This window comes from Pseudomonas putida (assembly GCF_009883635.2).
Lineage (GTDB): Bacteria > Pseudomonadota > Gammaproteobacteria > Pseudomonadales > Pseudomonadaceae > Aquipseudomonas > Aquipseudomonas putida_W.
This window is the reverse complement of the sequence record NZ_CP026115.2, coordinates 4,016,727-4,038,986: the sequence shown is the minus strand read 5'-3', so window position 1 is coordinate 4,038,986 and position 22,260 is coordinate 4,016,727. Positions and strand designations below refer to the sequence as shown.

Below are 22,260 nucleotides of genomic sequence, written 5' to 3'. Positions count from 1 at the left end.
GGCGCTAGCCCGCCTGGGCGCGAATGCGGATGGCATCGTGCCGCCAGTATTCCAGGTCACAGTCAATCAGGTGCCCATGCTGGTCGCTGTTGACCCGGGTGATATGCAAGCCGGGGCTGCCGGCTGACACCTTCAGCGCCCCCGCCGCGTCCACCGGCAAGGCGGTCGGCAGGATCTCGAAGCACACCTGCCCGTACTGGATGCCATACACCCGCCCGTAGATCTCGGTCAGCGACTGCGCCAGGTCCTGTTCAAGGATCCCGGGAAAGTACTTCGGATTCAGGTAGTGCTCGGCATACAACACCGCCCGCCCATCGATGCGCCGCAACCGGCAGATCCGCACCACGCTGGACAGCGCCGGCAGTTGCAGCCGCGCACAGATGGCTGCCGAAGCCGGCTGCAGGCGCGCCGAGAGCAGCTCGGTGCTGGCCTCCCGCCCCTGGTCCCGCACCATCGCATGAAAGTGGCTACGCTCGATCAGGTCGTAGGTCAGGCGCTGCGGGGCGACGAACCAGCCGCGCCGTTCTTCTCGGTAGATCAGCCCTTGGGCTTCCAGCTGCACAAGTGCTTCGCGCAGGGTGATGCGCGTGGTGGCGAACACCTCGCTGAGCTTGCGCTCGGCCGGCAATTTGCCGCCCGGCGCCAGCAAGCCGTGCTCGATCTGCTCCTGCAGGGCATGGCAGATAGCTGTTACCGCGCGCGGTGGCATCGACTGCATCAAAAGGTTACCTATCTGGACTAGTCCAGCCCCATGACGGGGCCTCTGGAGAATAGTGCAAGCCTAGGCAGGGCTGATGAACATCCTGTGACAAAGGCCTTGGCCAGCCACTGCCAGAAACGCGCCAAGCCAGCAGAGCCAGGGTGATCGGGTGGTCTACGCTGTAGCTTCAAGGCCTTTGCAAGCCCTGCCCTACATCAAACTGTCACGCAAGCGGCCTACCTTGGCTCAAGCTTTGCTGACCTAGACCAACGCTCAGCAAAAACAGCTTCATTCATAACAACGATCGCTAAAGGCACCCACCCAAGGAGCTTCGGATGAAAAAGTTGTTCATGGCGTCACTGCTCGGCTCGGCTATTACCCTGTGCACCTCGGCGATGGCCGCCGGCCCCGACCTCAAGGCCCTGGAAGACGCCGCCCGCAAGGAAGGCAACGTCAACAGCGTGGGCATGCCCGATGCCTGGGCCAACTGGAAAGGCACCTGGGAAGACCTGGCCAGCAAATACGGCCTCAAGCACAGCGACACCGACATGAGTTCGGCCCAGGAAGTCGCCAAGTTCGAAGCCGAGAAGGACAACGCCAGCGCCGACATCGGCGACGTCGGTGCCGCCTTCGGCCCGATCGCCGCCAGCAAGGGCGTGACCCAGCCGTACAAGCCAAGCACCTGGGACCAGGTGCCTGAGTGGGCCAAGGACAAGGACGGCCACTGGGCGCTGGCCTATACCGGCACCATCGCCTTCATCATCAACAAGGACCTGGTCAAGGAAGGCGATCGCCCGACCAGCTGGCACGACCTGGAAAAAGGCAAGTACAAGGTCGCCATCGGTGACGTCAGTACCGCCGCCCAGGCTGCCAACGGCGTGCTGGCTGCGGCCATCGCCTACAAAGGTGACGAGAAGAACATCGAGCCGGGCCTGCAGCTGTTCACCAAGCTGGCCCAGCAGAAGCGCCTGTCGCTGGCCAACCCGACCATCCAGACCATCGAGAAAGGCGAAGTCGAGGTGGGTGTGGTGTGGGACTTCAACGGCCTGAGCTATCGCGAGCAGATCGACCCCAAGCGCTTCGAAGTGCTGATCCCGTCGGACGGTACGGTGATCTCCGGCTATACCACCATCATCAACAAGTACGCCAAGCACCCGAACGCGGCCAAATTGACGCGTGAGTACATCTTCAGCGACGCCGGGCAGATCAACCTGGCCAAGGGGCATGCGCGGCCGATCCGTGCCGAGCACCTGAAGCTGCCGGAGGATGTGCAGGCCAAGCTGCTGCCGAACGAGCAGTACAAGGCGGCGCAGCCGATCAAGGATGCCGCGGCCTGGGAAGCGACCTCCAAGGCACTGCCGCAGAAGTGGCAGGAGCAAGTGATCATCGAGATGGAGTAATAGCGAGGGCTGCGCCCTCGTTCGCGGGTCAAGCCCGCTCCTACAGGCCCGCGCCGGACTGTAGGAGCGGGCTTGTCCCGCGAAAGGCCGCAAAGCGGCCGCTCTTGAAAACCCGCGGAGCTTCAAATGAACCACAACGTCATCCTGGTCCTGCTCGACGGCCTCAATTACCAGGTCGCCCACCACGCCATGGGCCACCTGCACGCCTACGTCGAGGCCGACCGCGCCGCGCTCTACCGCATGGAGTGCGAACTGCCATCGCTGTCACGGCCGCTGTACGAGTGCATCCTCACCGGCGTGGCGCCAATCGACAGCGGCATCGTGCACAACAACGTCAACCGCCTGTCCAATCAGCGCAGCGTGTTCCACTACGCCCGCGAAGCCAACCTGGGCACCGCGGCGGCGGCCTATCACTGGATGAGCGAGCTGTACAACCGCTCGCCCTTCGACCCACAGCGCGACCGCCACACGCACGCGCCAAAGCTGCCGATCCAGCACGGCCTGTTCTACTGGGACGACCGCTACCCTGATTCACACCTGCTGGCCGACGGCGAATACCTGCGTCGCCGCCATGCGCCGAATTTCCTCCTGGTCCACCCGATGAGCATCGACGATGTCGGCCACCGCCATGGCCTCGACAGCAGCCAGTACCGCAATGCCGCGCGCAGCGCCGACATCCTGTTGTCCGACTACCTGCCGGGTTGGCTCGAAGAGGGTTACCAGGTGCTGGTCACCGCCGACCACGGCATGAACAACGACCGCTCGCACAACGGCCTGCTGGCCGAGGAGCGTGAGGTGCCGCTGTTCGTATTCGGCGACGCTTTCAGCCTCGACCCGGCCGCCAAACCGCTGCAGACCGAACTGTGCGGGACCATCTGCGAGCTGCTCGGCGCCGCCCATGACAAGACCGTGTGCCGGGAGCTGCTCAAGTGAAGGCCGGCAACCGTGGCCGCTACCTGGCCCTGCTCTGCCTGCTGCCGTTCGCCGTATTCTTCGTGATCTTCCAGATCGCCCCGCTGGCATGGGTGACCATCAACAGCCTGCAATCGGAAGCCGGCTGGGGCGTGGAAAACTTCAGCAAGGTGTTCGCCTCCAAGTTCTACCTGCAGGCGCTGCAACGCAGCCTGGAGATCAGCTTCTGGTCGAGCCTGTTCGGCATCGTCATCGCCACCCTTGGCGCCTATTCGCTGCGCCAGGTCGACTCGAAGCTGCGCGACTTCGTCAGCGCCTTCGCCAACATGACCAGCAACTTCGCCGGGGTGCCGCTGGCCTTCGCCTTCATCATCCTGCTCGGTTTCAACGGCGCGCTGACCCTGCTGCTGAAACAGATCGGCCTGCTGGAGGACTTCAGCATCTACTCCAAGAGCGGCCTGATCCTGGTGTACACCTACTTCCAGATCCCCCTCGGCGTGCTGCTGCTCTACCCCGCCTTCGACGCCCTGCGCGAAGACTGGCGCGAGTCTGCGGCGCTGCTCGGCGCCAGCCACTGGCAGTTCTGGCGACACATCGGCCTGCCGGTGCTGACCCCGGCCCTGCTCGGCACCTTCGTCATCCTGCTGGCCAACGCCCTCGGCGCCTACGCCACCGTGTACGCCCTGACCACCGGCAACTTCAACGTGCTGCCGATCCGCATCGCCGGGCTGGTGGCCGGCGACATCAGCCTCGACCCAAACCTGGCCAGTGCCCTGGCGATGGTGCTGGTGGGGCTGATGACACTGGTGACGGTGGTTCATCAATGGCTGCTCAAGAGGAGCTACCATGCGCGCTGAAAAAACCTCCGCCGGGCTCTACCATCGGCTGGTGGTGTACCTGCTGTTCCTGATCCTGCTGCTGCCACTGGCCGGCACCCTGCTCTACTCGCTGGCCACCAGTTGGTCGGCGAGCCTGCTGCCCAGCGGCCTGACCTTGAAGTGGTACATCGCGCTGTGGAGCGAACCGCGCTTTCTGGCCGCGTTCGGCCAATCGCTGCTGGTGTGCGTGGGCGCGCTGCTGCTGTCGGTGGTGCTGATCCTGCCGCTGCTGTTCGTGGTGCACTACCACTTCCCGAAACTCGACGCCCTGATGAACATCCTCATCCTGCTACCGTTCGCGGTACCGCCGGTGGTGTCGTCGGTGGGCCTCCTGCAGCTTTATGGCAGCGGCCCGATGGCAATGGTCGGCACGCCGTGGATCCTGATCGGCTGCTACTTCACCATCGCCTTGCCGTTCATGTACCGGGCCATCACCAACAACCTGCAGGCGATCAACCTGCGCGACCTGATGGACGCTGCCCAGCTGCTCGGCGCCAGCACCTGGCAGGCCGCCCTGCTGGTGGTGCTGCCGAACCTGCGCAAGGGCCTGATGGTGGCGCTGCTGCTGTCGTTCTCGTTCCTGTTTGGTGAGTTCGTGTTCGCCAACCTGCTGGTCGGCACCCGCTACGAGACCCTGCAGGTCTACCTGAACAACATGCGCAACAGCAGTGGCCACTTCAACAGCGCGCTGGTGATCTCGTATTTCGCCTTCGTGCTGGTGCTGACCTGGGTCGCCAACCGCCTGAACAAGGACAAAACCTGACATGAGCTTCGTCAGCGTACAGAACCTGCAAAAAAGCTACGCCGGCAACCCGGTGTTCGAGCACATCGACTGCCAGATCGAACGCGGCGAGTTCGTCACCCTGCTCGGCCCGTCCGGCTGCGGTAAGTCCACCCTGTTGCGCTGCATCGCCGGCCTGACCCCGGTGGATGGTGGCAAGATCCTCCTCGACGGCCACGACATCGTGCCGGTAAGCCCGCAGAAGCGTGGCATCGGCATGGTGTTCCAGAGCTATGCGCTGTTCCCCAACATGACCGTGGAGCAGAACGTTGCCTTCGGCCTGCGCATGCAGAAGGTCAAGGCCGATGAAAGCCAGCAGCGCGTGCGCGAAGCATTGGACCTGGTGGAGCTGGGCAACTTCGCCGGGCGCTACCCGCACCAGTTGTCCGGCGGCCAGTGCCAGCGCGTGGCCCTGGCCCGCTCGCTGGTCACCCGCCCGCGCCTGCTGCTGCTCGACGAGCCGCTGTCGGCGCTGGATGCGCGCATCCGCAAGCACCTGCGTGAGCAGATACGCGCGATCCAGCGCGAGCTGGGGCTGACCACCATTTTCGTCACCCACGATCAGGAGGAGGCGCTGACGATGTCCGACCGCATCTTCCTGATGAACCAGGGACGCATCGTCCAGAGCGGCGATGCCGAAACCCTCTACACAGAGCCGGTGGACCTGTTCGCCGCCGGTTTCATCGGCAACTACAACCTGCTCGACGCCGACAGCGCCAGCCGCCTGCTGCAACGGCCGGTGACCGGCCGCCTGGCAATCCGCCCAGAGTCGATCACCCTGGGCGTCAACGGTGAACTGGACGCCGAGGTACGCAGTCACAGCCTGCTTGGCAACGTCATCCGCTACCGCGTAAAAGTGCGTGAGGTGGAACTGGTGGTCGACGTGCTCAACCGTTCGCCCGAGGACCTGCATGCCGACGGCCAGCGGGTTTCCCTGTCGATCGACCCCACGGCGCTGCGCGAAGTGGCCTAAGGAGAATCAGCAAGATGGCACTGGCAATTTTCGATCTGGACGAAACCCTGATCCACGGCGACTGCGCGTCGCTGTGGAGCGAACAGATGGCCCGGCTGGGCTGGGTCGATGGCAAGGAGTTCCTGCGCCGTGACCATGAACTGATGGAGGCCTACGGCAAGGGCCACCTGCAGATGGAGGATTACATGGCCTTCAGCCTGGAGCCGATTGCCGGGCGCACCCTGGAGGAGGTCGAGCACCTGGTGGGACCGTGGGTCGAGGAGGTGATCGAGCCGATCATCTACGGCGACGCCTGCCGCTGCATTGCCGAGCATCGCCAGCGAGGCGACCGGATTCTGATCATTTCTGCTTCAGGCACGCACCTGGTCGGGCCGATTGCGGCGCGGCTGGGGGTGGATGAGTACCTGGCGATCGAGCTGGAAGCGGTGAACGGGGTGTATACCGGCAAGACCCACGGGGTGCTGACCTACCGCGAGGGCAAGATCACCCGGTTACTGGAATGGCTGGATCAGGAGCAGGAGAATCTGGAAGGCGCGAGTTTCTATTCCGACTCGCGCAATGACCTGCCGCTGTTGCTGAAGGTGGATCATCCGCATGTGGTGAATCCGGATGCGGTGTTGCGCGAGCATGCAGAGGTCAATGGCTGGCCGATCCTGAGCTGGAGCTGAAGATATGTGTGGGCTGTGCCGGCCCTTTCGCGGGCAAGCCCGCGAAAGGGTCTGGCCTGCTTACGCCAGGCTCGGGTCGATGACCATCACCAGCTTGCCCGACACCTGGTTGGTCTCCAGTTCGGCATACGCCGCCTGGGCAAACTCCACCGGGTAGGTATCGACCAGTTGCGGCGACAACCGCCCTTCGGCGAACAACGGCCACACTTGTTGCTGCAGCTCGCGCAGCAGCTCAGCCTTGAAGCCATCGTCGCGGTTACGCAGAGTCGACCCGGTGATCTCCAGGCGCTTGCCCAGTACCTGGGCCAGGTCCAGTTCGAACTTGCGCCCGCCCATCAAACCGATGATTACCCAACGCCCGTCACGGGCCAGCAGCTTGAGGTTCAGCTCGCCGTAGCTGGCACCCACCGGGTCCAGAATCACATCGAACGGCCCGAAACCGTCCAGCGCGTCGAGGTTCTGGTTACGCACCACGCCACCCGCAGCACCCAGCGCCTCACAGTAGTCCAGGCGGTCCTGGGAACCGACACTGACCCATACCGGGCTGCCAAACGCCTTGCACAACTGGATCGCCGCCGAGCCCACGCCACTGGCGCCAGCATGCACCAGCACCTTCTCACCGGCCTTCACCTTGCCCAGCTGGAAGATGTTCAGCCAAGCCGTGGCATACACCTCCGGCAGCGCCGCCGCTTCGTGCAGGCTCAGACCCTCCGGCACCGGCAATACATGGCGGGCATCCACCACCACTTCCTCGGCCATGGCACCGCTGGCCAGCAGCGCGCAGACGCGGTCACCGACACGCCAATCAGCACCGGCACCGACTTCCTCGATCACCCCGGCGCACTCCAGGCCCATGTACGGGCTGGCGCCTGGCGGCGGTGGATACAGGCCCTTCATCTGCAGCAGATCGGCACGGTTCAGCCCCGCAGCGGCCACTCGAATGCGCACTTGGCCCGCGTCACAGGCGGGGCGTTCGGCCTCGACCCAGGCCACATGTCCGTCAACGCCTTGCAATGCCTTCACAGTGCCTCCATAGTTGAATCACAGACTGAGCCTGAGGAGCGCGCTCCCCAGGCTTTTTGCAGTATTTGTCCGGCTCCGATGGAACCGGCGAACGGAAAAGACGGCCTACTATGCGTGATCAATTGCCTCCACGTCGAATCAGCATGAAGCATTTCCTCCCTAGCACCGCCCTGGCCCTCATCGTTGGCCTGGGTAGCCTCACGCTCGGCGGCAATGCGGCGGCCGCCAACAAGTGGGACAGCCTGCAGCCGGACCGCGACGAAATCGTCGCCAGCCTCAACGTGGTGGAGCTGCTCAAGCGTCACCATTACAGCAAGCCGCCACTCGATGACGCCCGCTCGGTGATCATCTACGACAGCTACATCAAGCTGCTCGACCCGGCCCGCAGCTACTTCACCGCAGCCGACATCGCTGAATTCGACAAGTGGAAGACGCAGTTCGACGACTTCCTCAAGAGCGGCAACCTCGACCCCGGCTTCACCATCTACAAGCGCTACCTCGACCGCGTCAAGCAGCGCCTGGACTTCGCCCTGGCCGAGCTGGCCAAGGGTGTCGACAAGATGGACTTCACCACCAAGGAAACCTTGCTGATCGACCGCAAGGATGCCCCGTGGGAGAAGGACCAGGCCGCGCTCGACGACCTGTGGCGCAAACGCGTCAAGGACGAGGTGCTGCGCCAGAAGATCGCCGGCAAAGAGCCGAAGCAGATCCAGGAAACCCTGACCAAGCGCTACAAGAACCAGCTGGCGCGCCTGGACCAGACCCGTGCCGAGGACATCTTCCAGGCCTACATCAATACCTTCGCCCAGTCCTACGACCCGCACACCAACTACCTGTCGCCGGACAACGCCGAGAACTTCGACATCAACATGAGCCTGTCGCTCGAAGGCATTGGCGCGGTGCTGCAGAGCGACAACGACCAGGTCAAGATCGTGCGCCTGGTGCCGGCAGGCCCGGCCGCCAAGACCAAGCAGGTGGCACCGGCGGACAAGATCATCGGCGTCGCCCAGGGCAACAAGGAAATGGTCGACGTGGTCGGCTGGCGCCTGGACGAAGTGGTCAAGCTGATCCGTGGCCCGAAAGGCTCGGTGGTGCGCCTGGAGGTCATCCCGGCCAGCAATGCGCCAAGCGACCAGACCAGCAAGATCGTCTCGATCACCCGCGAAGCCGTGAAGCTCGAAGAGCAGGCGGCGAAGAAGTCGGTGCTCAAGCTCAAGCAGGACGGGCGTGACTACAAGCTCGGCATCATCGAGATCCCTGCTTTCTACCTGGACTTCAAGGCCTACCGTGCCGGTGACCCAGACTACAAGAGCACCACGCGCGACGTGAAGAAACTGCTCACCGAACTGCAGAAGGAAAAAGTCGACGGCGTGGTCATCGACCTGCGCAACAACGGCGGCGGTTCCCTGCAGGAAGCCACCGAGCTGACCAGCCTGTTCATCGAGAAAGGCCCGACCGTGCTGGTACGCAACAGCGACGGCCGTGTCGACGTGCTCGAGGACGAAAACCCGGGCGCCTTCTACAAAGGCCCGATGGCGCTGCTGGTCAACCGCCTCTCGGCCTCGGCCTCGGAGATCTTCGCCGGTGCCATGCAGGACTATCACCGTGCGCTGATCATCGGTGGCCAGACCTTCGGCAAAGGCACCGTGCAAACCATCCAGCCGCTCAACCATGGCGAGCTTAAGCTGACCCTGGCCAAGTTCTACCGGGTTTCCGGGCAGAGCACCCAGCACCAGGGCGTGCTCCCGGACATCGACTACCCGTCGATCATCGACACCAAGGAAATCGGCGAAAGCGCCCTGCCTGAGGCCATGCCGTGGGACACCATCCGCCCGGTGGTGAAGCCGGCCTCCGACCCGTTCAAGCCGTTCCTGGCTGACCTCAAGGCCAAGCATGACGCACGCAGCGCCAAGGATGCCGAGTTCACCTACATCCGTGACCGCCTGGCCCTGACCCAGAAGCTGATGGACGAGAAGACCGTCAGCCTCAACGAGCAGGAGCGTCGTGCCCGCCACGATGACGTCGAAGCCAAGCAACTGGCGATGGAGAACATCCGTCGCAAGGCCAAGGGCGAGGAGCCGCTCAAGGAGCTGAAGAAAGTCGACGAGGACGCCCTGCCGGACGAGGATGACAAGACCAAGCCGGAAGACGACGCCTACCTGGCCGAGACCGGTCGCATCCTGATCGACTACCTCCGGGAAAGCAGCACGGTGGCCAAGAAGTAACCTGACCGATGATGGCAGATTAATGTGACCCGTCATCAAACAGTCATCGCACTGTCGTGAAATAGAGGGGCCGGGCATGCAAATGCCCGGCCCTTTCATTTTCAGGATACCGTCATGACCGTCGCCGAACAGCTCACTGCCTTGAGCGCAATTCTGGCTCAGCGCAGCATTCACAGCCTGTTCCAGCCGATCGTCTGCCTCAGCGAACGGCGTATCTTCGGCCATGAAGCCTTGAGCCGCGGCCCGTCCAACAGCCCGCTGCATTCGCCATTGAACCTGTTCACCATCGCCCGCCAGTCCGGTCATCTGACCGAGCTGGAGGCCGCGTGCCGGGAAAGCGCGTGCCGACGCTTCAGCGAGCAGGGGCTCGACGGCAAGCTGTTTCTCAACATCTCACCTGAATCGCTGCTGGAACCGCACTACCCTTCCGGGCGCACCCTCAAGCTGCTCGAGCAAGTGGGGCTGGCACCCAGCCGGGTAGTGATCGAACTGACCGAGCAGACCCCTACCGACGATTTCCAGCTGCTGTCCAATGCCTTGCACCACTACCGCGACATGGGCTTTTCCATCGCCCTGGATGACCTCGGCGCCGGCTATTCGAGCCTGCGTCTGTGGTCGGAGCTGCGTCCCGAGTACGTGAAGATCGACCGCCACTTCATCGATGGCATCCACCGCGATCCGCTCAAACGCGAGTTCGTCGGCTCCATCCTGCAGATTGCCCGGGCGTCGAAGGCGCAGGTGATAGCCGAAGGGATCGAGCTGGCGGAAGAGCTGGCGGTGTTGACCGAGATGGGGGTGGACCTGGTGCAGGGGTACCTGCTGGGGCGGCCGCAGGAGATGGCGGTGCGGGAGAGTCAGCAGCTGCTGGCACAGGTGCTGCCTGCGGCTCTGGTCGAGCAACCGACAGTGGGGCTGAATGCCACGCTCGGCCAGGTCATGGAATTGTTTGGCCGCAATGGTGACTTGAAGGAACTGGATGTACTGGATGCCGACGGCAACCCCTGCGGCGTGATCCATCGAGATGCATTGCCTGTGCCCGCGAAGAGGCCAGCACAGGCAATGCATAACCCTCAGGCGTGCTCGGGATAGCTGTACTCAAACACCCGAACTACTTCGGAGGCATGCCAGGAAGCCGCTTCCATGCCATCCACCGGCCCGGTGAAGCGCCCCAGGCGCTCCACGCATTCGAAAAAGCCGGTGCGCGGCAAGCGACTGGCCCCCTGGCTGATGACCAGCGAACTGCGCAGCGGCTGCTCGGCACGGGCATCGAGCACCGCCAGGTACTCCAGCGCAGCGGTGAGGGTCTGCATGGCCGGGCTGGGCAACTGCAGGCGCTCGATCAGCGCACGGTAGGTGAGCAGGTGGCGTTGACGGCGGGCCAGGTCAAGCTCGTCCAGCAGGTTTTGCCAATGCTGTCGGCTGATCCTGACCTGGCTCATGACGGTTCGCTCCAGCCGGCCACCCCCAGGTGCCACGCCAGGGCACGGCGGATCGCAGCATCCGGCTGGCGCTCGCCCGATTCGATCATGGCCAGGTAAGCCGGGCTCACCCCGACATTACGCGCCAACTGCTCAGGGGCGATGCCTTTGGCCTGGCGCAGCTGTGCCACTTCACTGAACGCGGGCAGGCTGGCAGGCGGGGCGCTCTGTTGCGCTGATTCGACAGCCACCTCGGCGGGTGCCTGCCCGGCTGCCTTGAGCAGCGCCTGATACTGCTCCCAGGGCACGACGGCGTACTCGGGCTGACCGTCCCGGCTAATGACCTGAATACCCATTACAACCCCCTTACGTAAGGATTACCGCATGTAATCCGTAGGCATAACGCTTATGCCAATTATATTACCAAGCGCGGGAGTCTGTGGGGACTTGCTCGATTTCAGTGCGTATTGCGCTCCAGGCGCAGCGCTTCGGGGGTATCGGGCAGGCGTTCGACCACCCGCAGACGCTCGGGCGCCTGGCTGTCGCGCCAGGCCTTGAAACGCGCCAGCTCATCGGCCACGGTCTTCAGCACCCAGCCAAGCACGGCGATGTCATCGAGAAAGCCCACACCCAGAATCCAGTCGGGGATCGCGTCGATGGGGCTGACGAAGTACAGCAAGCCGGCGACGATGGTCACCAGTGCCTTGGGGCTGATGGCACGGTACTCACCGCGCCACCAGGCCAGGCACAGCGACTGCAGCAGCTTGACGTCGTCGCGCAGCTGGCCGATGCGCGGGCCTTTGCGGGCCACTGCGAACAGCAAGGCCGGCAACCGGCCACGGCTGAGCAGGCGTTCGGCCAGGGGCAGGAAACGGGCGAAATTCCAGGGTGCGCTCATGGAGCCTCCAGCAGGGAAAGGTTATCCACATTTATTGTGGATAACCTTGTGAACAGGGCGAAGTTTGTGACGGCTGGCGCCCACAAGGCAAGGGCCCCGGTCAGATCGGGCGTTTTTTACACAGTCGTTTCAGTTCCGCAAACGATTTGCTTCAGGACACGTGCGGCTTCTTCACACTACTCTTGCTCGGACAGTGGCAGCCGCATGAGGTTCGCCGAATCATCCCCCACAAACGACAACGCCCCGTCAGGACGGGGCGTTGTGCAGCTACCAGCCGTTATTACTTGGCAGGTGCTTCGGCCGGGGCTTCAGCTTCCGGCGCTTCGCCACCCTGCAGCTGGGCCGGGTCCTTGATGGCGATCAGTTCGAGGTCGAAGACCAGGACCGAGTTGGCCGGGATCAGCGGGCTCGGGCTCTGGGCGCCGTAGGCCAGTTCAGCCGGGATGAACAGCTTGTACTTCTCGCCAACGTGCATCAGCTGCAGGCCTTCGACCCAGCCTGGGATCACACCGCTGACTGGCAGGTCGATCGGGCTGCCGCGCTCGACCGAGCTGTCGAACACCTTGCCATCGATCAGCTTGCCTTCGTAATGAACGGTGACCACGTCGGTCGGCTTCGGCTGCGGGCCGTCGGCCTTCTTCACGACTTCGTACTGCAGGCCGGAGGCGGTGGTGACCACGCCAGGCTTCTTGGCGTTTTCTTCGAGGAATTTCTTGCCGGCGCTGGCAGCTTCTTCGCTGGCCTTGGCCAGGCGCTCTTCGGCGCGCTTCTGCAGCGCGGTGAAGGCTTCTACCAGCTCTTCGTCTTTGATGCGTTGCTCCTTCTTGCCGACAGCGTCTTCGATGCCGAGGGCGACCGCTTTCGAATCAAGGTCTTCCATGCCTTCCTGAGCCAGGCTCTTGCCCATGTTCAGGCCGATACCGTAGGAGGCTTTCTGTGCCGGAGTCTTCAGCTCGGGGCTGCTGGCTTGTTGATCACAGCCAGCCAGTACCAGGCCTACCAGGGCAACCGCAGCCGCCAGACGATGCTGTTTCATGCTATTTCCTTGTTCATGCGCCATAAGGGCAATCAGGGTAAAGCCGCGAGCTTATCAGGCGGCCATCACCAATGGCTACCGGCATAAGAGCGGGTTTTCGTAAGGAAGTTCAGTAGTTAAAGGCTTCTTCATGGAAGCTTTACAGCCATTGGCCAGTATTGACCCTTTGTGCCAGGTTTTCCTGGTTTTTGTGGGTTTTTATTTCGGGTGGTTCTGAGTGCCTGCCGCAAGATCTCACAGGCGCTGAAAATCTTGCGGCAGGCACCTCAAGGATACCGCCCTTCCCGATACTGCTCAGCGAGCTCGCGCAGCACCTCGCACACCCACTGCCCCGGCAGGCTCAGTGGCAATGCCGCATTCCGGCAGATGCCCACCGAACCACCCGGCTCACGCACACCGAGATCCAGTTCGGCCAGCTCCCCCCGGCGCAAATCCAGCAGCACCGCATCACGCGGCGCCACCCACAGCGCATCGCTACCCAGCAGGTAACGACGGCTCAATGCCAACGACAAGGTCTCCAGGCGCTGCGCCGGCATCTGGATGCCACACTGCACGAACAGGCTGTCAGCATGCTGGCGGATGGTGGTACCCGGCGGTGGCAGCACCAGCGGATACTGGCCGACCCGCTGCCGCTCCACTAGTGCGCTGGCAAGCAAGGGATGGCCAGGGCGCACCACCAGCGCCATGGATTCGCTGTACAAGTGCTCGAACGACAACCCCTGGATCTGCGGGCTGTCGGTCATGCGCCCAACCACCAGCTCCAGCTCACCCAGGCGCAGTTGCCCGAGCAACTGCGCACTGATCCCCGTGACCACGCTGATCACCAATGCCTCGTGGCGCTGATGCAGGCGGCACAGCACCTCGGGCATCAGCAACCCTTCGACCGTCGACAACACGCCAATGCGCACCTGCGACGGCGCCCGCGCTTCGCCACGCAAGCTGCTGACGCCATCACGCAGCGCCTGCACGCTAGGCCCGGCGTAGCGCATGAAACGCGTACCAGCCGGGGTCAGCTCGACGCCTTGGCGGCTGCGCTCGAACAGGCGCGCTTCAAGCAGGTCCTCGAGTTCCTTGAGGGTCTTGGAAATCGCCGGCTGGCTGATCGCCAGAATGTCGGCAGCCCTGGCCAGGCTGCCCTGCCGGGCAATCTCCAGGAAGCACAGCAGGTGGCGGTACTTGATACGGGTGTCGAGGTTCATGCCGGCAAGCTTACCGCATCGCCACCTGCGGCGTATCCGGGTCGCGCTGCTGGCGGCGGAACTGCCCGGGTGGCAGGCCGTGGATCTGGCGGAAGCGCCGGGAGAAGTAGGCTTCATCGGCGAAACCACAGAGCCGCGCCACCTCGCCCACCGGGCGGCTGCCGTTGAGCAGGTAGTTGCGCGCGGTGTGCATGCGCCGCTCCAGCACCAGCTCGCTGAAGGTCTTGCCGATTTCCTTGCGCAGCCAGTGGGTCAGGTAGGTCGGCGACAGGTAGGTGGCGGCGGCAACCTTCTGCAGGTTCAGGTCGGGGTCGTCGATGTGCCGACGCAAATACTCGCTCATGCGCCCCAGCGCGGCGCGGCGGCTGAGCTGGGCCGCATTGCTGTCAGCCAGTTCGCGCAGCGTCTCGGCGTACAGGCTGCAAACCTGGCCGATCAGTTGCAGCAACAGGCCCTTGAGCACTTCGCGGGTGCCAAAACGGCGGTTGGCATCCAGTGCGCGCATGCGTTCGAGGACCTGCCGGACCTCGGCGAAATCCGCCTCGTCCAGGCAGAAGTCGAGATGTTCCTGGAAGCGGAACGGTGACAGTTCCGGCGCCTGCAGGATCGACACCTCTTCCAGGTCCATCGGGTCGCAGGCCAGGTGCGGCAGCAGGAATGTCTGGGAGAAATTGATCACCACGAAGTCGCTGTCGGACGGGTGCGGGATCACATGCACCCTATGCGGCAGGATGAAGGCCAGGGTGTTGCGCCTGAATGGGCGCTGCACGCTGCCGATGTGCTGCACCGTGTCGCCGCCGAAATTGACCTGGATCTGGAAATACTCGTGACGATGCGGCGCGGTCTCGGCGGGGCGGCCGCGCTGGTCGCGGATGTAGAAATCCATCAGCTCGCTGCGCTGCTGCATGACGTAGGTCGGGACCTCGCGCTTGGGGGGCATGGGCAATCTCCGGGTTGCGGGGCACTAAGTTGTACGATGTCCAAACTCTGCAATTTAACCCCTTCTGCAAAAACCTGCGCAACAGCAAATCCACGCAGCCCGCCAAAAACGCGACATACAGCAGAAAAACAGAACAAAACCCCAACGGCGAATTTTCTTGGACAGCGCAGTCCTGCCCCGCCTGCCGTGAAAAAAACGGTCTAAAACCGCCGTTGCATTCCTATCGTTGTACGACCACCTTAGAAAAGGGACTGCAGCCCAACCTCTACCAACAACAACAAACGAGGTCGACTCATGTCGAGCACGCCTACCCCCCGCGCCGCGTCTTCATACGCGCTGGACGCGGCCCCTGCCCAGCGCCTGCCTACCCGCCGCCGCTGGTTCATGCTGTCGCTGCTGCTGCTGGCGACCATCATCAACTACGTCGACCGGGTGAACATTTCCATCGCTGCGCCGTTCATGGCCAAGGACCTGGGCCTGGACAAGGTCGAGATGGGCCTGATCTTCTCCGCCTTCGCCTGGACCTACGCCCTGGCCCTGGTGCCAGCCGGCTTCATCGCCGACCGCTTTGGTTCGCGCCTGACCTACGGCGTATCGCTGATCAGCTGGTCGGCGGTCACCGTGGCCCAAGGGCTTGCCAGCGGCTTTGCCTCGCTGTTCGGCCTGCGCCTGGCGGTCGGCGCCATGGAAGCCCCTGCCTTCCCGGCCAATAGCCGCGCGGTCACAGTGTGGTTCCCTGCCCGCGAGCGCGGCATGGCCAGCAGCATCTACGTGTGCGGCCAGTACCTGGGCACCGCGCTGTTCACTGGCGCGCTGCTGTGGCTGGCGACCACCTACGACTGGCGCCACGTGTTCTACAGCACTGGCCTTATCGGCATCCTGTTCGGCGTGGTGTGGCTGTGGCTGTACCGCGACCCGCTGTCTTGCAAGAAGGTCAGCAAGGAAGAACTGGCCTACATCGAAGACGGCGGCGCACTGGTGAAAAGCAGCCAGCAGCGCACCCGCTTCGACTGGCGCCAGGTGGCTGAGCTGTTCCGCTATCGCCAGGTCTGGGCCATCTGCCTGGGCAAGTTCGCCAGCACCTCTGCGCTGTATTTCTTCCTCACCTGGTTCCCCACCTATCTGATCGAAGAGCGCCAGCTGACCTTGATCAAGGTCGGCATCTTCGCCGTCATGCCGTTCATTGGTGCCACGGTCGGCATCCTCCTCGCGGGGATCGTGTCCGACCTGCTGATCCGCAAGGGCTACTCGCTGTCGTTCGCCCGCAAGCTGCCGCTGGTGGTGGGCTCGATGCTGGGCATGTCGATCGTGCTGGTGAACTTCACCGACTCCAATGTGCTGTGCATCGCCATCCTCACCCTGGCGTTCTTTGCCCAGGGCATCGCCTCATCGTCGTGGGCGGCGGTGTCGGAAGTGGCGCCCAAGGAGCTGATCGGCCTGACCGGCGGGATCACAAGCCTGGCAGCCAACATCGGCGGGATTGTCACGCCGATCGTGATTGGCCTGGTCGTGCAAGCCAGTGGCTCGTTCGCCATGGCGTTCTGGTTCATCGGTGGGGTGGCGCTGATGGGCACCCTGTCCTACTCGCTGCTGCTCGGCAAGCTGTATCGCATCGAGCTGAAGACGGCGGCATGAGCCCGGATTAGTCCAAGCCGACCCCGTTTTCGTCCAACTTTGCCGGCCAGCCTCTGACTTACGCTGGCCACTCCAGCACGGAGGATCCACCCATGACCTACCTGTTCAACCCGCCGGCCATCGTCAGCCTGCCGATCCGCGGCAGCGCAACGCGCTTCCCGGTCGGCCGGGTGTTCTGCCTGGGCCGCAACTACCCATGGCCGGAATCCTACGGCCCGGCGCCACAGGAGCCGGTGTTCTTCATGAAACCGGCGAGCAACGTGGTCGAGGCGCAGGGCGAACTGCCCTTCCCGCCGCAGACCGATGAGTTTTGCCACGAAATCGAGCTGGTCGCGGCCATCGCCAAGGGCGGCGCCGACATTGCCCCGGAACATGCCCTGGAACATGTGTTCGGCTTTGCCGCTGGCCTCGACCTGACCCGTCGCGATCACCAGCGCAAGGCCAAGGCCGAGGGCCTGCCCTGGGAAGGCGCCAAGGTGTTCGAAGCCTCGGCACCGATGACCGCCATCGTCCCTGCCGGCGAATGCGCCTGGCCATTGGACGCATCGCTGTGGCTACACGTGAACGGCCAGGAGCGCCAACGCGCCCACCTTAGCCAACAGACCTGGACGCTGGCCGAAGTGATCAGCCGGCTGTCCCGCCAGCTGCCACTGCGCCCCGGCGACCTGATCATGACCGGCAGCCCGCCCGGTGTGGCGCCACTGAATGCGGGCGACACGATCCATGCCGGCATCGATGGCATCGGCGAACTGCAACTGCATGTCGGCCCTCGCCCTGCCGGGCAAGCCGCCAACGCCGCCTGAATCTACTGGAGCCCCTATGAGCCAAAACAAGAAAGTTGCCCTGGTCACCGGCGCCGGCAGCGGCATCGGCCGCGCCGTCGCCCTTGCCCTGCTGCAGGACGGTTTCAGCCTGGTCCTCGCCGGGCGCCGTGCAGAACCGCTGCAAGCGGTGGTTGAACAAGCGCTGGCCGCGGGCGGTGAAGCCTTGGCCGTGCCTACCGACGTGCGCGATGAGCAGAGCGTCGCACAGCTGTTCGCCACCATCGAGGAGGTGCATGGCCGCCTCGATGTGATCTTCAACAATGCCGGCATCAACGCCCCCGCCGTACCGGTCGACGAGCTGCCGCTGGAGAACTGGCGCAACGTCATCGCCACCAACGTCGACGGGGTGTTCCTCTGCGCCCGCGCCGCCTTCGGCCTGATGCGCCGTCAGCAGCCGCAAGGCGGGCGGATCATCAACAACGGCTCGATCTCGGCGCACACCCCGCGCCCGTTCACCGCACCCTACACCGCCAGCAAGCACGCGGTGCTGGGCCTGACCAAGGCGCTGGCACTGGACGGCCGCCCCTACAACATCGTCTGCAGCCAGGTGGACATCGGCAACGCCCTGACCGAGTTGTCCGAGCGCATGACCCGTGGTGTGCGCCAGGCCAATGGCGAGATCGCCGCCGAACCGATGCTCGACGTGCGCCATGTGGCCGACGCGGTGCGCTACATCGCCGCGCTGCCGCTGGATGCCAACGTACTGAACATGACCGTGATGGCCAGCAACATGCCCTTCGTAGGCCGTGGCTGACACCTGTTCCTGATGGAGTGACCGATGAAACCTGAAGTCCTGCAACTGAGCCCGATCCTCATCCCGCAAATCCGTGAGCGCCTGGAACAGCTGTTCACCGTGCACCGCTACTACGAACAGGCCGACAAGGACGCCTATGTCAGCCAGCATGCCGACAACATCCGCGGCGTGATCACCGGTGGCCACACCGGCATCTGCCAGGCGCTGATGGCGCGCCTGCCCAACCTCGAAGTGATCGCGGTCAATGGCGTTGGTACCGATGCAGTGGACCTGGCCTATGCCCGCGATCGCGGCATTCAAGTGACCGCGACCATCGGCGCCCTGACCGAGGATGTCGCCGACCTCGCCATGGGCCTGCTGATCGGCTTGTGCCGCGGGATCTGCACCGGTGACCGTTTCGTCCGTGCCGGCCACTGGGCCACCAGCGCCACGCCGCTGGCGCCGTTGCCGCTGGCCCGCCAAGTGTCGGGCATGCGCGTGGGCATCGTCGGCATGGGCCGGGTCGGCCGCGCCGTGGCGCAACGGGCAGCGGCGTTCGGTTGCCCGATTCACTACACCGACCTGCAGGCGCTGGAGGTGCCGTATGGTTTCGAGGCAGATCTTGTGCAACTGGCCAAGGACAGCGATGCGCTGATCCTGGCGGCGGCGGCCGACAAGGGCGAGGCGCTGGTCAACCGCGAGGTGCTGCAAGCTTTGGGCGCCGAGGGGTATCTGATCAACATCGCGCGCGGCAAACTGGTGGATGAGCCGGCGTTGATTGCGGCGCTGGCGGCCGGCGAGATTGCGGGCGCGGCGCTGGATGTGTTTGCCGATGAGCCACGGGCGCCCGAGGCCTTGTTCGAGCGTGAAGATGTGGTGCTGCAGCCGCATCGGGCCAGCGCCACGGTGCAGACCCGCACGCGCATGGGTGAGATGGTGGTGGCCAGCCTGGTGGATGTGTTTGCTGGGCGTAAGCCGCAGGGGTTGGTCATTTAAGTGGCCTGTACCGGCCTCTTCGCGGGCACGCCCGCGAAAGGGCCGGTAACGATGCAAGAATGTCAGGCCAGCGCCAGTTCCACCGCCCCGCCATTCAGGCGCACCGGCCACACCCGCAGCCGCTGCCCGGCATCCTCCAGGCACGCCCCGCTCTGCAGGCTGAAGTGCTGCTTGTACAACGGCGCCGCCACCACCAACTCCCCCTGCAGACTACCCACAAGCCCGCGGCCGATGATATTGGCCCCCGACCGCGGATCACGGTTGTCCACCGCGTAAAGGCTCTGCTCCAGTTCGGGCAGGTAGAACAACGCCACCTGTGCCCCCTCAAGCCACACCACCACGCCAGAGTCGGCCACCAGATCATCGGCCTGGCACACCGCCTGCCAGTTCTCTTTGGTCTTCATAGCAGCATTGGAAAGATTCATCAGACAGCCTCCTCGACGGTTGGGATCAGGTGCAGCGGTGCAGCCGGCCGGCGTTGTTCGCGTTCGCGCACGAAGTGCACGTCCGGGTCGGCGCGCTTGTCGTTGACGAAGGTACGGAAGCGCTTGAGCTTCTCGGGGTCGTTGAGGGCGTTGGCCCATTCGCATTCATACTGGTCGACCACATGCTGCATCTGCGCCTCAAGCTCCGCCGCCAGGCCCAGGCTGTCGTCGAGGATCACCTGCTTGAGGTAGTCCAGGCCGCCTTCCAGGCTTTCGCGCCAGACCGAGGTGCGTTGCAGTTTGTCGGCCGTGCGGATGTAGAACATCAGTACGCGGTCGATCAGGCGCACCAGGGTTTCGTCGTCCAGGTCGGTGGCGAACAGTTCGGCGTGGCGCGGGCGCATGCCGCCATTGCCGCAGACGTACAGGTTCCAGCCCTTGTCGGTGGCGATCACGCCGATGTCCTTGCTCTGCGCCTCGGCGCACTCGCGGGTGCAGCCGGATACCGCGAACTTGAGCTTGTGCGGGCTGCGCAGGCCCTTGTAGCGGTCTTCCAGGCGCAGGGCCATGGCGACGCTGTCCTGCACGCCGTAACGGCACCAGGTGCTGCCCACGCACGATTTCACCGTGCGGGTCGACTTGCCATAGGCGTGGCCGGTCTCGAAGCCGGCCTCGATCAGCTCGCCCCAGATCAGCGGCAGCTCGTGCAACTGGGCGCCGAACAGGTCGATGCGCTGGCCGCCGGTGATCTTGGTGTAGAGGTCATACTTTTTCGCCACCTGGCCGATCACGATCAGCTTGTCAGGGGTGATCTCGCCACCCGGGATACGCGGCACCACCGAGTAGGTACCGTTCTTCTGCATGTTGGCCATGAAGGTGTCGTTGGTGTCCTGCAGCGGAACCAGCGCCGGGTCCATGATCGGCTGGTTCCAGCACGAGGCGAGGATCGAGCCCACCGCCGGCTTGCAGATGTCGCAGCCGACATGGCCCTTGCCGTGGCGTTCGAGCAGTTCGTTGAAGGTGCGGATGCCCTCCACTCGCACCAGCCCGTAGAGCTCCTGACGGGTGTAGGCGAAGTGTTCGCACAGGCTCTTGTCGACGGTCACGCCGCGAGCGGTGAGTTCGTGCTCGAACACCTGCTTGAGCAGCGCCGCGCAACCGCCACAGCCGGTGGCGGCCTTGGTGCAGCCCTTGACTGCGGCGAGGTCGCCGCAGCCACTGTCGATGGCCGCGCACACTGCGCCCTTGCTGACGTTGTGGCACGAGCAGATGGTCGCGCTGTCGGGCAATGCATCGGCGCCCAAGGCCGGCGCTCCGCCACTCTGCGGCAGGATCAGCGCTGCCGGGTCGGCCGGCAAGGCAATGCCGTTCTGGGCGTACTGCAGCAGGGTGTCGTAGTAGCTGTTGTCGCCCACCAGCACCGCGCCGAGCACGTGCTTGCCACTGGCATCCACCACCAGTCGGCGGTAGGCACTGTTGGCCTCGTCGATGAAGCGGTAGCTGCGCGAACCCGGCGTGGCCCCGTGGGCATCGCCAATGGAGCCGACATCCACGCCCAGCAGCTTGAGCTTGGTCGACATGTCGGCACCGGTGAAGGCGCTGGCGGCTTCGCCCGTCAGCAGCGCAGCCAGGTTGCGCGCCATGCTGTAGCCCGGAGCGACCAGGCCGAACACGCTGCCGTTCCACGAGGCACATTCGCCGATGGCGAAGATGCGCGGGTCGCTGCTGCGGCAGTGGTTGTCGATCACCACGCCACCACGCGCAGCGATCTCCAGGCCGCAGGCTCGGCCCAGGGTATCCTGTGGGCGGATGCCGGCAGAAAACACGATCAGGTCGGTTTCCAGGTGCTCGCCGCCGTCGAAATTCATGCGGTAGCGGTAGGCAACACCGGCGCTGATCGACTGGGTGGCACGCGACAGGTGCACGCCAACGCCCAGCGCTTCGATCTGCGCCTTGAGCGCGGCGCCGCCCTCGCCGTCCAGCTGCACCGGCATCAGCCGTGGGGCAAACTCCACCACGTGTGCTTCCAGGCCGAGGGACTTCAGCGCGTTGGCGGCTTCCAGACCGAGCAGGCCGCCACCGACCACCACGCCACGGCGCGCCTGGCCGGCGGCGGCGCGAATGGCATCGAGGTCGTCGAGGGTGCGGTAGACCAGGCGGGCGTTGCCGCTGGAGCCTTCGATCGGTGGCACGAACGGGTAGGAACCGGTGGCCAGGACCAACTGGTCATAGCCGTAACGGCCCTCGGCAGTCACCACCTCGCAGCGCTCGCGGTCGATTTCCAGCACCGCTTCGCCCAGGTGCAGGTGCACGCCGCTGTTGCCGTAGTAGTCCTGCCCACACAGGGCCAGGGTCTCGGCACAGCTGCCGGCAAAATACTCCGACAGGTGCACGCGGTCGTAGGCCCGCTGGCGCTCTTCACCGAACACGTGCAGCTCGAAGCGCTCGAGGGCGCCGCGTTCGACCAGTTGCTCCACGCAGTGGTGGCCGACCATGCCATTGCCGACGATGACCAGTCGCTCCCGTTGCCCGCTCGCTGTTGCCTTCATAAGCCGATCCTCGATCAAAAAAAAAGCGCCTGGAGCCGAAGCTCCAG

The 22,260-nt window shown here is 64.3% G+C and carries 22 protein-coding genes; 12 read left to right on the top strand and 10 right to left on the bottom strand.

What is annotated here, in order from left to right:
* Window positions 1-4: 4 nt before the first annotated feature.
* The gene (locus tag C2H86_RS18445; protein ID WP_159409260.1) at window positions 5-718 is read right to left on the bottom strand and encodes a UTRA domain-containing protein; all 714 of its coding nucleotides are present in this window, start codon (window positions 716-718) and stop codon (window positions 5-7) included.
* 317 nt (window positions 719-1,035) lie between these two features.
* Between C2H86_RS18445 and C2H86_RS18440 the strand changes: the two genes are divergently transcribed.
* The 6 genes from C2H86_RS18440 (at window position 1,036) to C2H86_RS18415 (ending at window position 6,312) form a co-directional block, all read left to right on the top strand.
* Window positions 1,036-2,100, top strand: a complete 1,065-nt coding sequence (locus C2H86_RS18440) for an ABC transporter substrate-binding protein (RefSeq protein ID WP_159409259.1) — start codon at window positions 1,036-1,038, stop codon at window positions 2,098-2,100.
* Between the two features lie 126 nt (window positions 2,101-2,226).
* Window positions 2,227-3,033, top strand: a complete 807-nt coding sequence (locus tag C2H86_RS18435; RefSeq protein ID WP_159409258.1) for an alkaline phosphatase family protein — start codon at window positions 2,227-2,229, stop codon at window positions 3,031-3,033.
* The gene (locus tag C2H86_RS18430) at window positions 3,030-3,869 is read left to right on the top strand and encodes an ABC transporter permease (RefSeq protein ID WP_159409257.1); all 840 of its coding nucleotides are present in this window, start codon (window positions 3,030-3,032) and stop codon (window positions 3,867-3,869) included. Before C2H86_RS18435 ends, C2H86_RS18430 begins: the two co-directional genes overlap by 4 nt.
* The gene (locus tag C2H86_RS18425) at window positions 3,859-4,653 is read left to right on the top strand and encodes an ABC transporter permease (protein ID WP_159409256.1); all 795 of its coding nucleotides are present in this window, start codon (window positions 3,859-3,861) and stop codon (window positions 4,651-4,653) included. The genes C2H86_RS18430 and C2H86_RS18425 overlap by 11 nt, the downstream gene beginning before the upstream one ends.
* 1 nt (window position 4,654) lies before the next feature.
* The gene (locus C2H86_RS18420) at window positions 4,655-5,644 is read left to right on the top strand and encodes an ABC transporter ATP-binding protein (protein ID WP_159409255.1); all 990 of its coding nucleotides are present in this window, start codon (window positions 4,655-4,657) and stop codon (window positions 5,642-5,644) included.
* 14 nt (window positions 5,645-5,658) lie between these two features.
* Complete coding sequence (locus tag C2H86_RS18415; protein ID WP_159409254.1) at window positions 5,659-6,312, top strand: HAD family hydrolase; 654 nt, start codon at window positions 5,659-5,661, stop codon at window positions 6,310-6,312.
* A gap of 60 nt (window positions 6,313-6,372) precedes the next feature.
* Here the strand turns inward: C2H86_RS18415 and C2H86_RS18410 are convergent, their stop codons facing one another.
* Window positions 6,373-7,335 (bottom strand): NAD(P)H-quinone oxidoreductase, encoded by a 963-nt coding sequence (locus C2H86_RS18410; RefSeq protein ID WP_159409253.1) that lies wholly within the window; start codon window positions 7,333-7,335, stop codon window positions 6,373-6,375.
* 143 nt (window positions 7,336-7,478) lie between these two features.
* Here C2H86_RS18410 and C2H86_RS18405 point away from each other — a divergent pair, with 143 nt between their 5' ends.
* Together C2H86_RS18405 and C2H86_RS18400 are read left to right on the top strand one after the other, a co-directional pair.
* A complete protein-coding gene (locus C2H86_RS18405; protein WP_205524554.1) occupies window positions 7,479-9,560 on the top strand; it encodes a carboxy terminal-processing peptidase in 2,082 nt (693 codons plus the stop codon).
* 114 nt (window positions 9,561-9,674) lie between these two features.
* Window positions 9,675-10,649 (top strand): EAL domain-containing protein, encoded by a 975-nt coding sequence (locus C2H86_RS18400; protein ID WP_159409251.1) that lies wholly within the window; start codon window positions 9,675-9,677, stop codon window positions 10,647-10,649.
* Here the strand turns inward: C2H86_RS18400 and C2H86_RS18395 are convergent.
* The 6 genes from C2H86_RS18395 to C2H86_RS18370 form a co-directional block, all read right to left on the bottom strand.
* Window positions 10,631-10,999, bottom strand: coding sequence for a hypothetical protein (locus C2H86_RS18395; protein WP_159409250.1), 369 nt, complete (start codon window positions 10,997-10,999; stop codon window positions 10,631-10,633). The two genes, C2H86_RS18400 and C2H86_RS18395, sit on opposite strands and share 19 nt — an antisense overlap.
* Window positions 10,996-11,334 (bottom strand): helix-turn-helix domain-containing protein, encoded by a 339-nt coding sequence (locus C2H86_RS18390; protein WP_159409249.1) that lies wholly within the window; start codon window positions 11,332-11,334, stop codon window positions 10,996-10,998. The genes C2H86_RS18395 and C2H86_RS18390 overlap by 4 nt, the downstream gene beginning before the upstream one ends.
* Window positions 11,335-11,435: 101 nt before the next feature.
* Window positions 11,436-11,876 (bottom strand): YkvA family protein, encoded by a 441-nt coding sequence (locus C2H86_RS18385; protein WP_054886433.1) that lies wholly within the window; start codon window positions 11,874-11,876, stop codon window positions 11,436-11,438.
* Between the two features lie 280 nt (window positions 11,877-12,156).
* Complete coding sequence (locus tag C2H86_RS18380) at window positions 12,157-12,912, bottom strand: FKBP-type peptidyl-prolyl cis-trans isomerase (RefSeq protein WP_027918134.1); 756 nt, start codon at window positions 12,910-12,912, stop codon at window positions 12,157-12,159.
* Window positions 12,913-13,178: 266 nt separating this feature from the next.
* Window positions 13,179-14,111 carry a pca operon transcription factor PcaQ gene (gene pcaQ / locus C2H86_RS18375; protein WP_159409248.1) on the bottom strand — a complete coding sequence of 311 codons (933 nt, stop codon included), beginning with the start codon at window positions 14,109-14,111 and terminating at the stop codon, window positions 13,179-13,181.
* Between the two features lie 10 nt (window positions 14,112-14,121).
* Complete coding sequence (locus C2H86_RS18370) at window positions 14,122-15,051, bottom strand: helix-turn-helix transcriptional regulator (protein WP_159409247.1); 930 nt, start codon at window positions 15,049-15,051, stop codon at window positions 14,122-14,124.
* A gap of 294 nt (window positions 15,052-15,345) precedes the next feature.
* On the opposite strand from C2H86_RS18370, the gene C2H86_RS18365 reads away from it, so the two are divergent.
* The 4 genes from C2H86_RS18365 (at window position 15,346) to C2H86_RS18350 (ending at window position 19,239) form a co-directional block, all read left to right on the top strand.
* Window positions 15,346-16,686 carry an MFS transporter gene (locus tag C2H86_RS18365; RefSeq protein WP_159409246.1) on the top strand — a complete coding sequence of 447 codons (1,341 nt, stop codon included), beginning with the start codon at window positions 15,346-15,348 and terminating at the stop codon, window positions 16,684-16,686.
* Window positions 16,687-16,778: 92 nt separating this feature from the next.
* Window positions 16,779-17,489 (top strand): fumarylacetoacetate hydrolase family protein, encoded by a 711-nt coding sequence (locus tag C2H86_RS18360; protein WP_159409245.1) that lies wholly within the window; start codon window positions 16,779-16,781, stop codon window positions 17,487-17,489.
* 16 nt (window positions 17,490-17,505) lie between these two features.
* Complete coding sequence (locus tag C2H86_RS18355; protein ID WP_159409244.1) at window positions 17,506-18,264, top strand: SDR family oxidoreductase; 759 nt, start codon at window positions 17,506-17,508, stop codon at window positions 18,262-18,264.
* A gap of 24 nt (window positions 18,265-18,288) precedes the next feature.
* Entirely contained in the window at window positions 18,289-19,239 is a 951-nt protein-coding gene (locus tag C2H86_RS18350) for a 2-hydroxyacid dehydrogenase (RefSeq protein WP_159409243.1), read from the top strand.
* Window positions 19,240-19,301: 62 nt separating this feature from the next.
* Here C2H86_RS18350 and nirD read toward each other — a convergent pair whose 3' ends face one another.
* A complete protein-coding gene (gene nirD / locus C2H86_RS18345; RefSeq protein ID WP_159409242.1) occupies window positions 19,302-19,664 on the bottom strand; it encodes a nitrite reductase small subunit NirD in 363 nt (120 codons plus the stop codon).
* Window positions 19,664-22,213 (bottom strand): nitrite reductase large subunit NirB, encoded by a 2,550-nt coding sequence (nirB, locus tag C2H86_RS18340; protein WP_159409241.1) that lies wholly within the window; start codon window positions 22,211-22,213, stop codon window positions 19,664-19,666. The genes nirD and nirB overlap by 1 nt, the downstream gene beginning before the upstream one ends.
* Window positions 22,214-22,260: the final 47 nt, after the last annotated feature.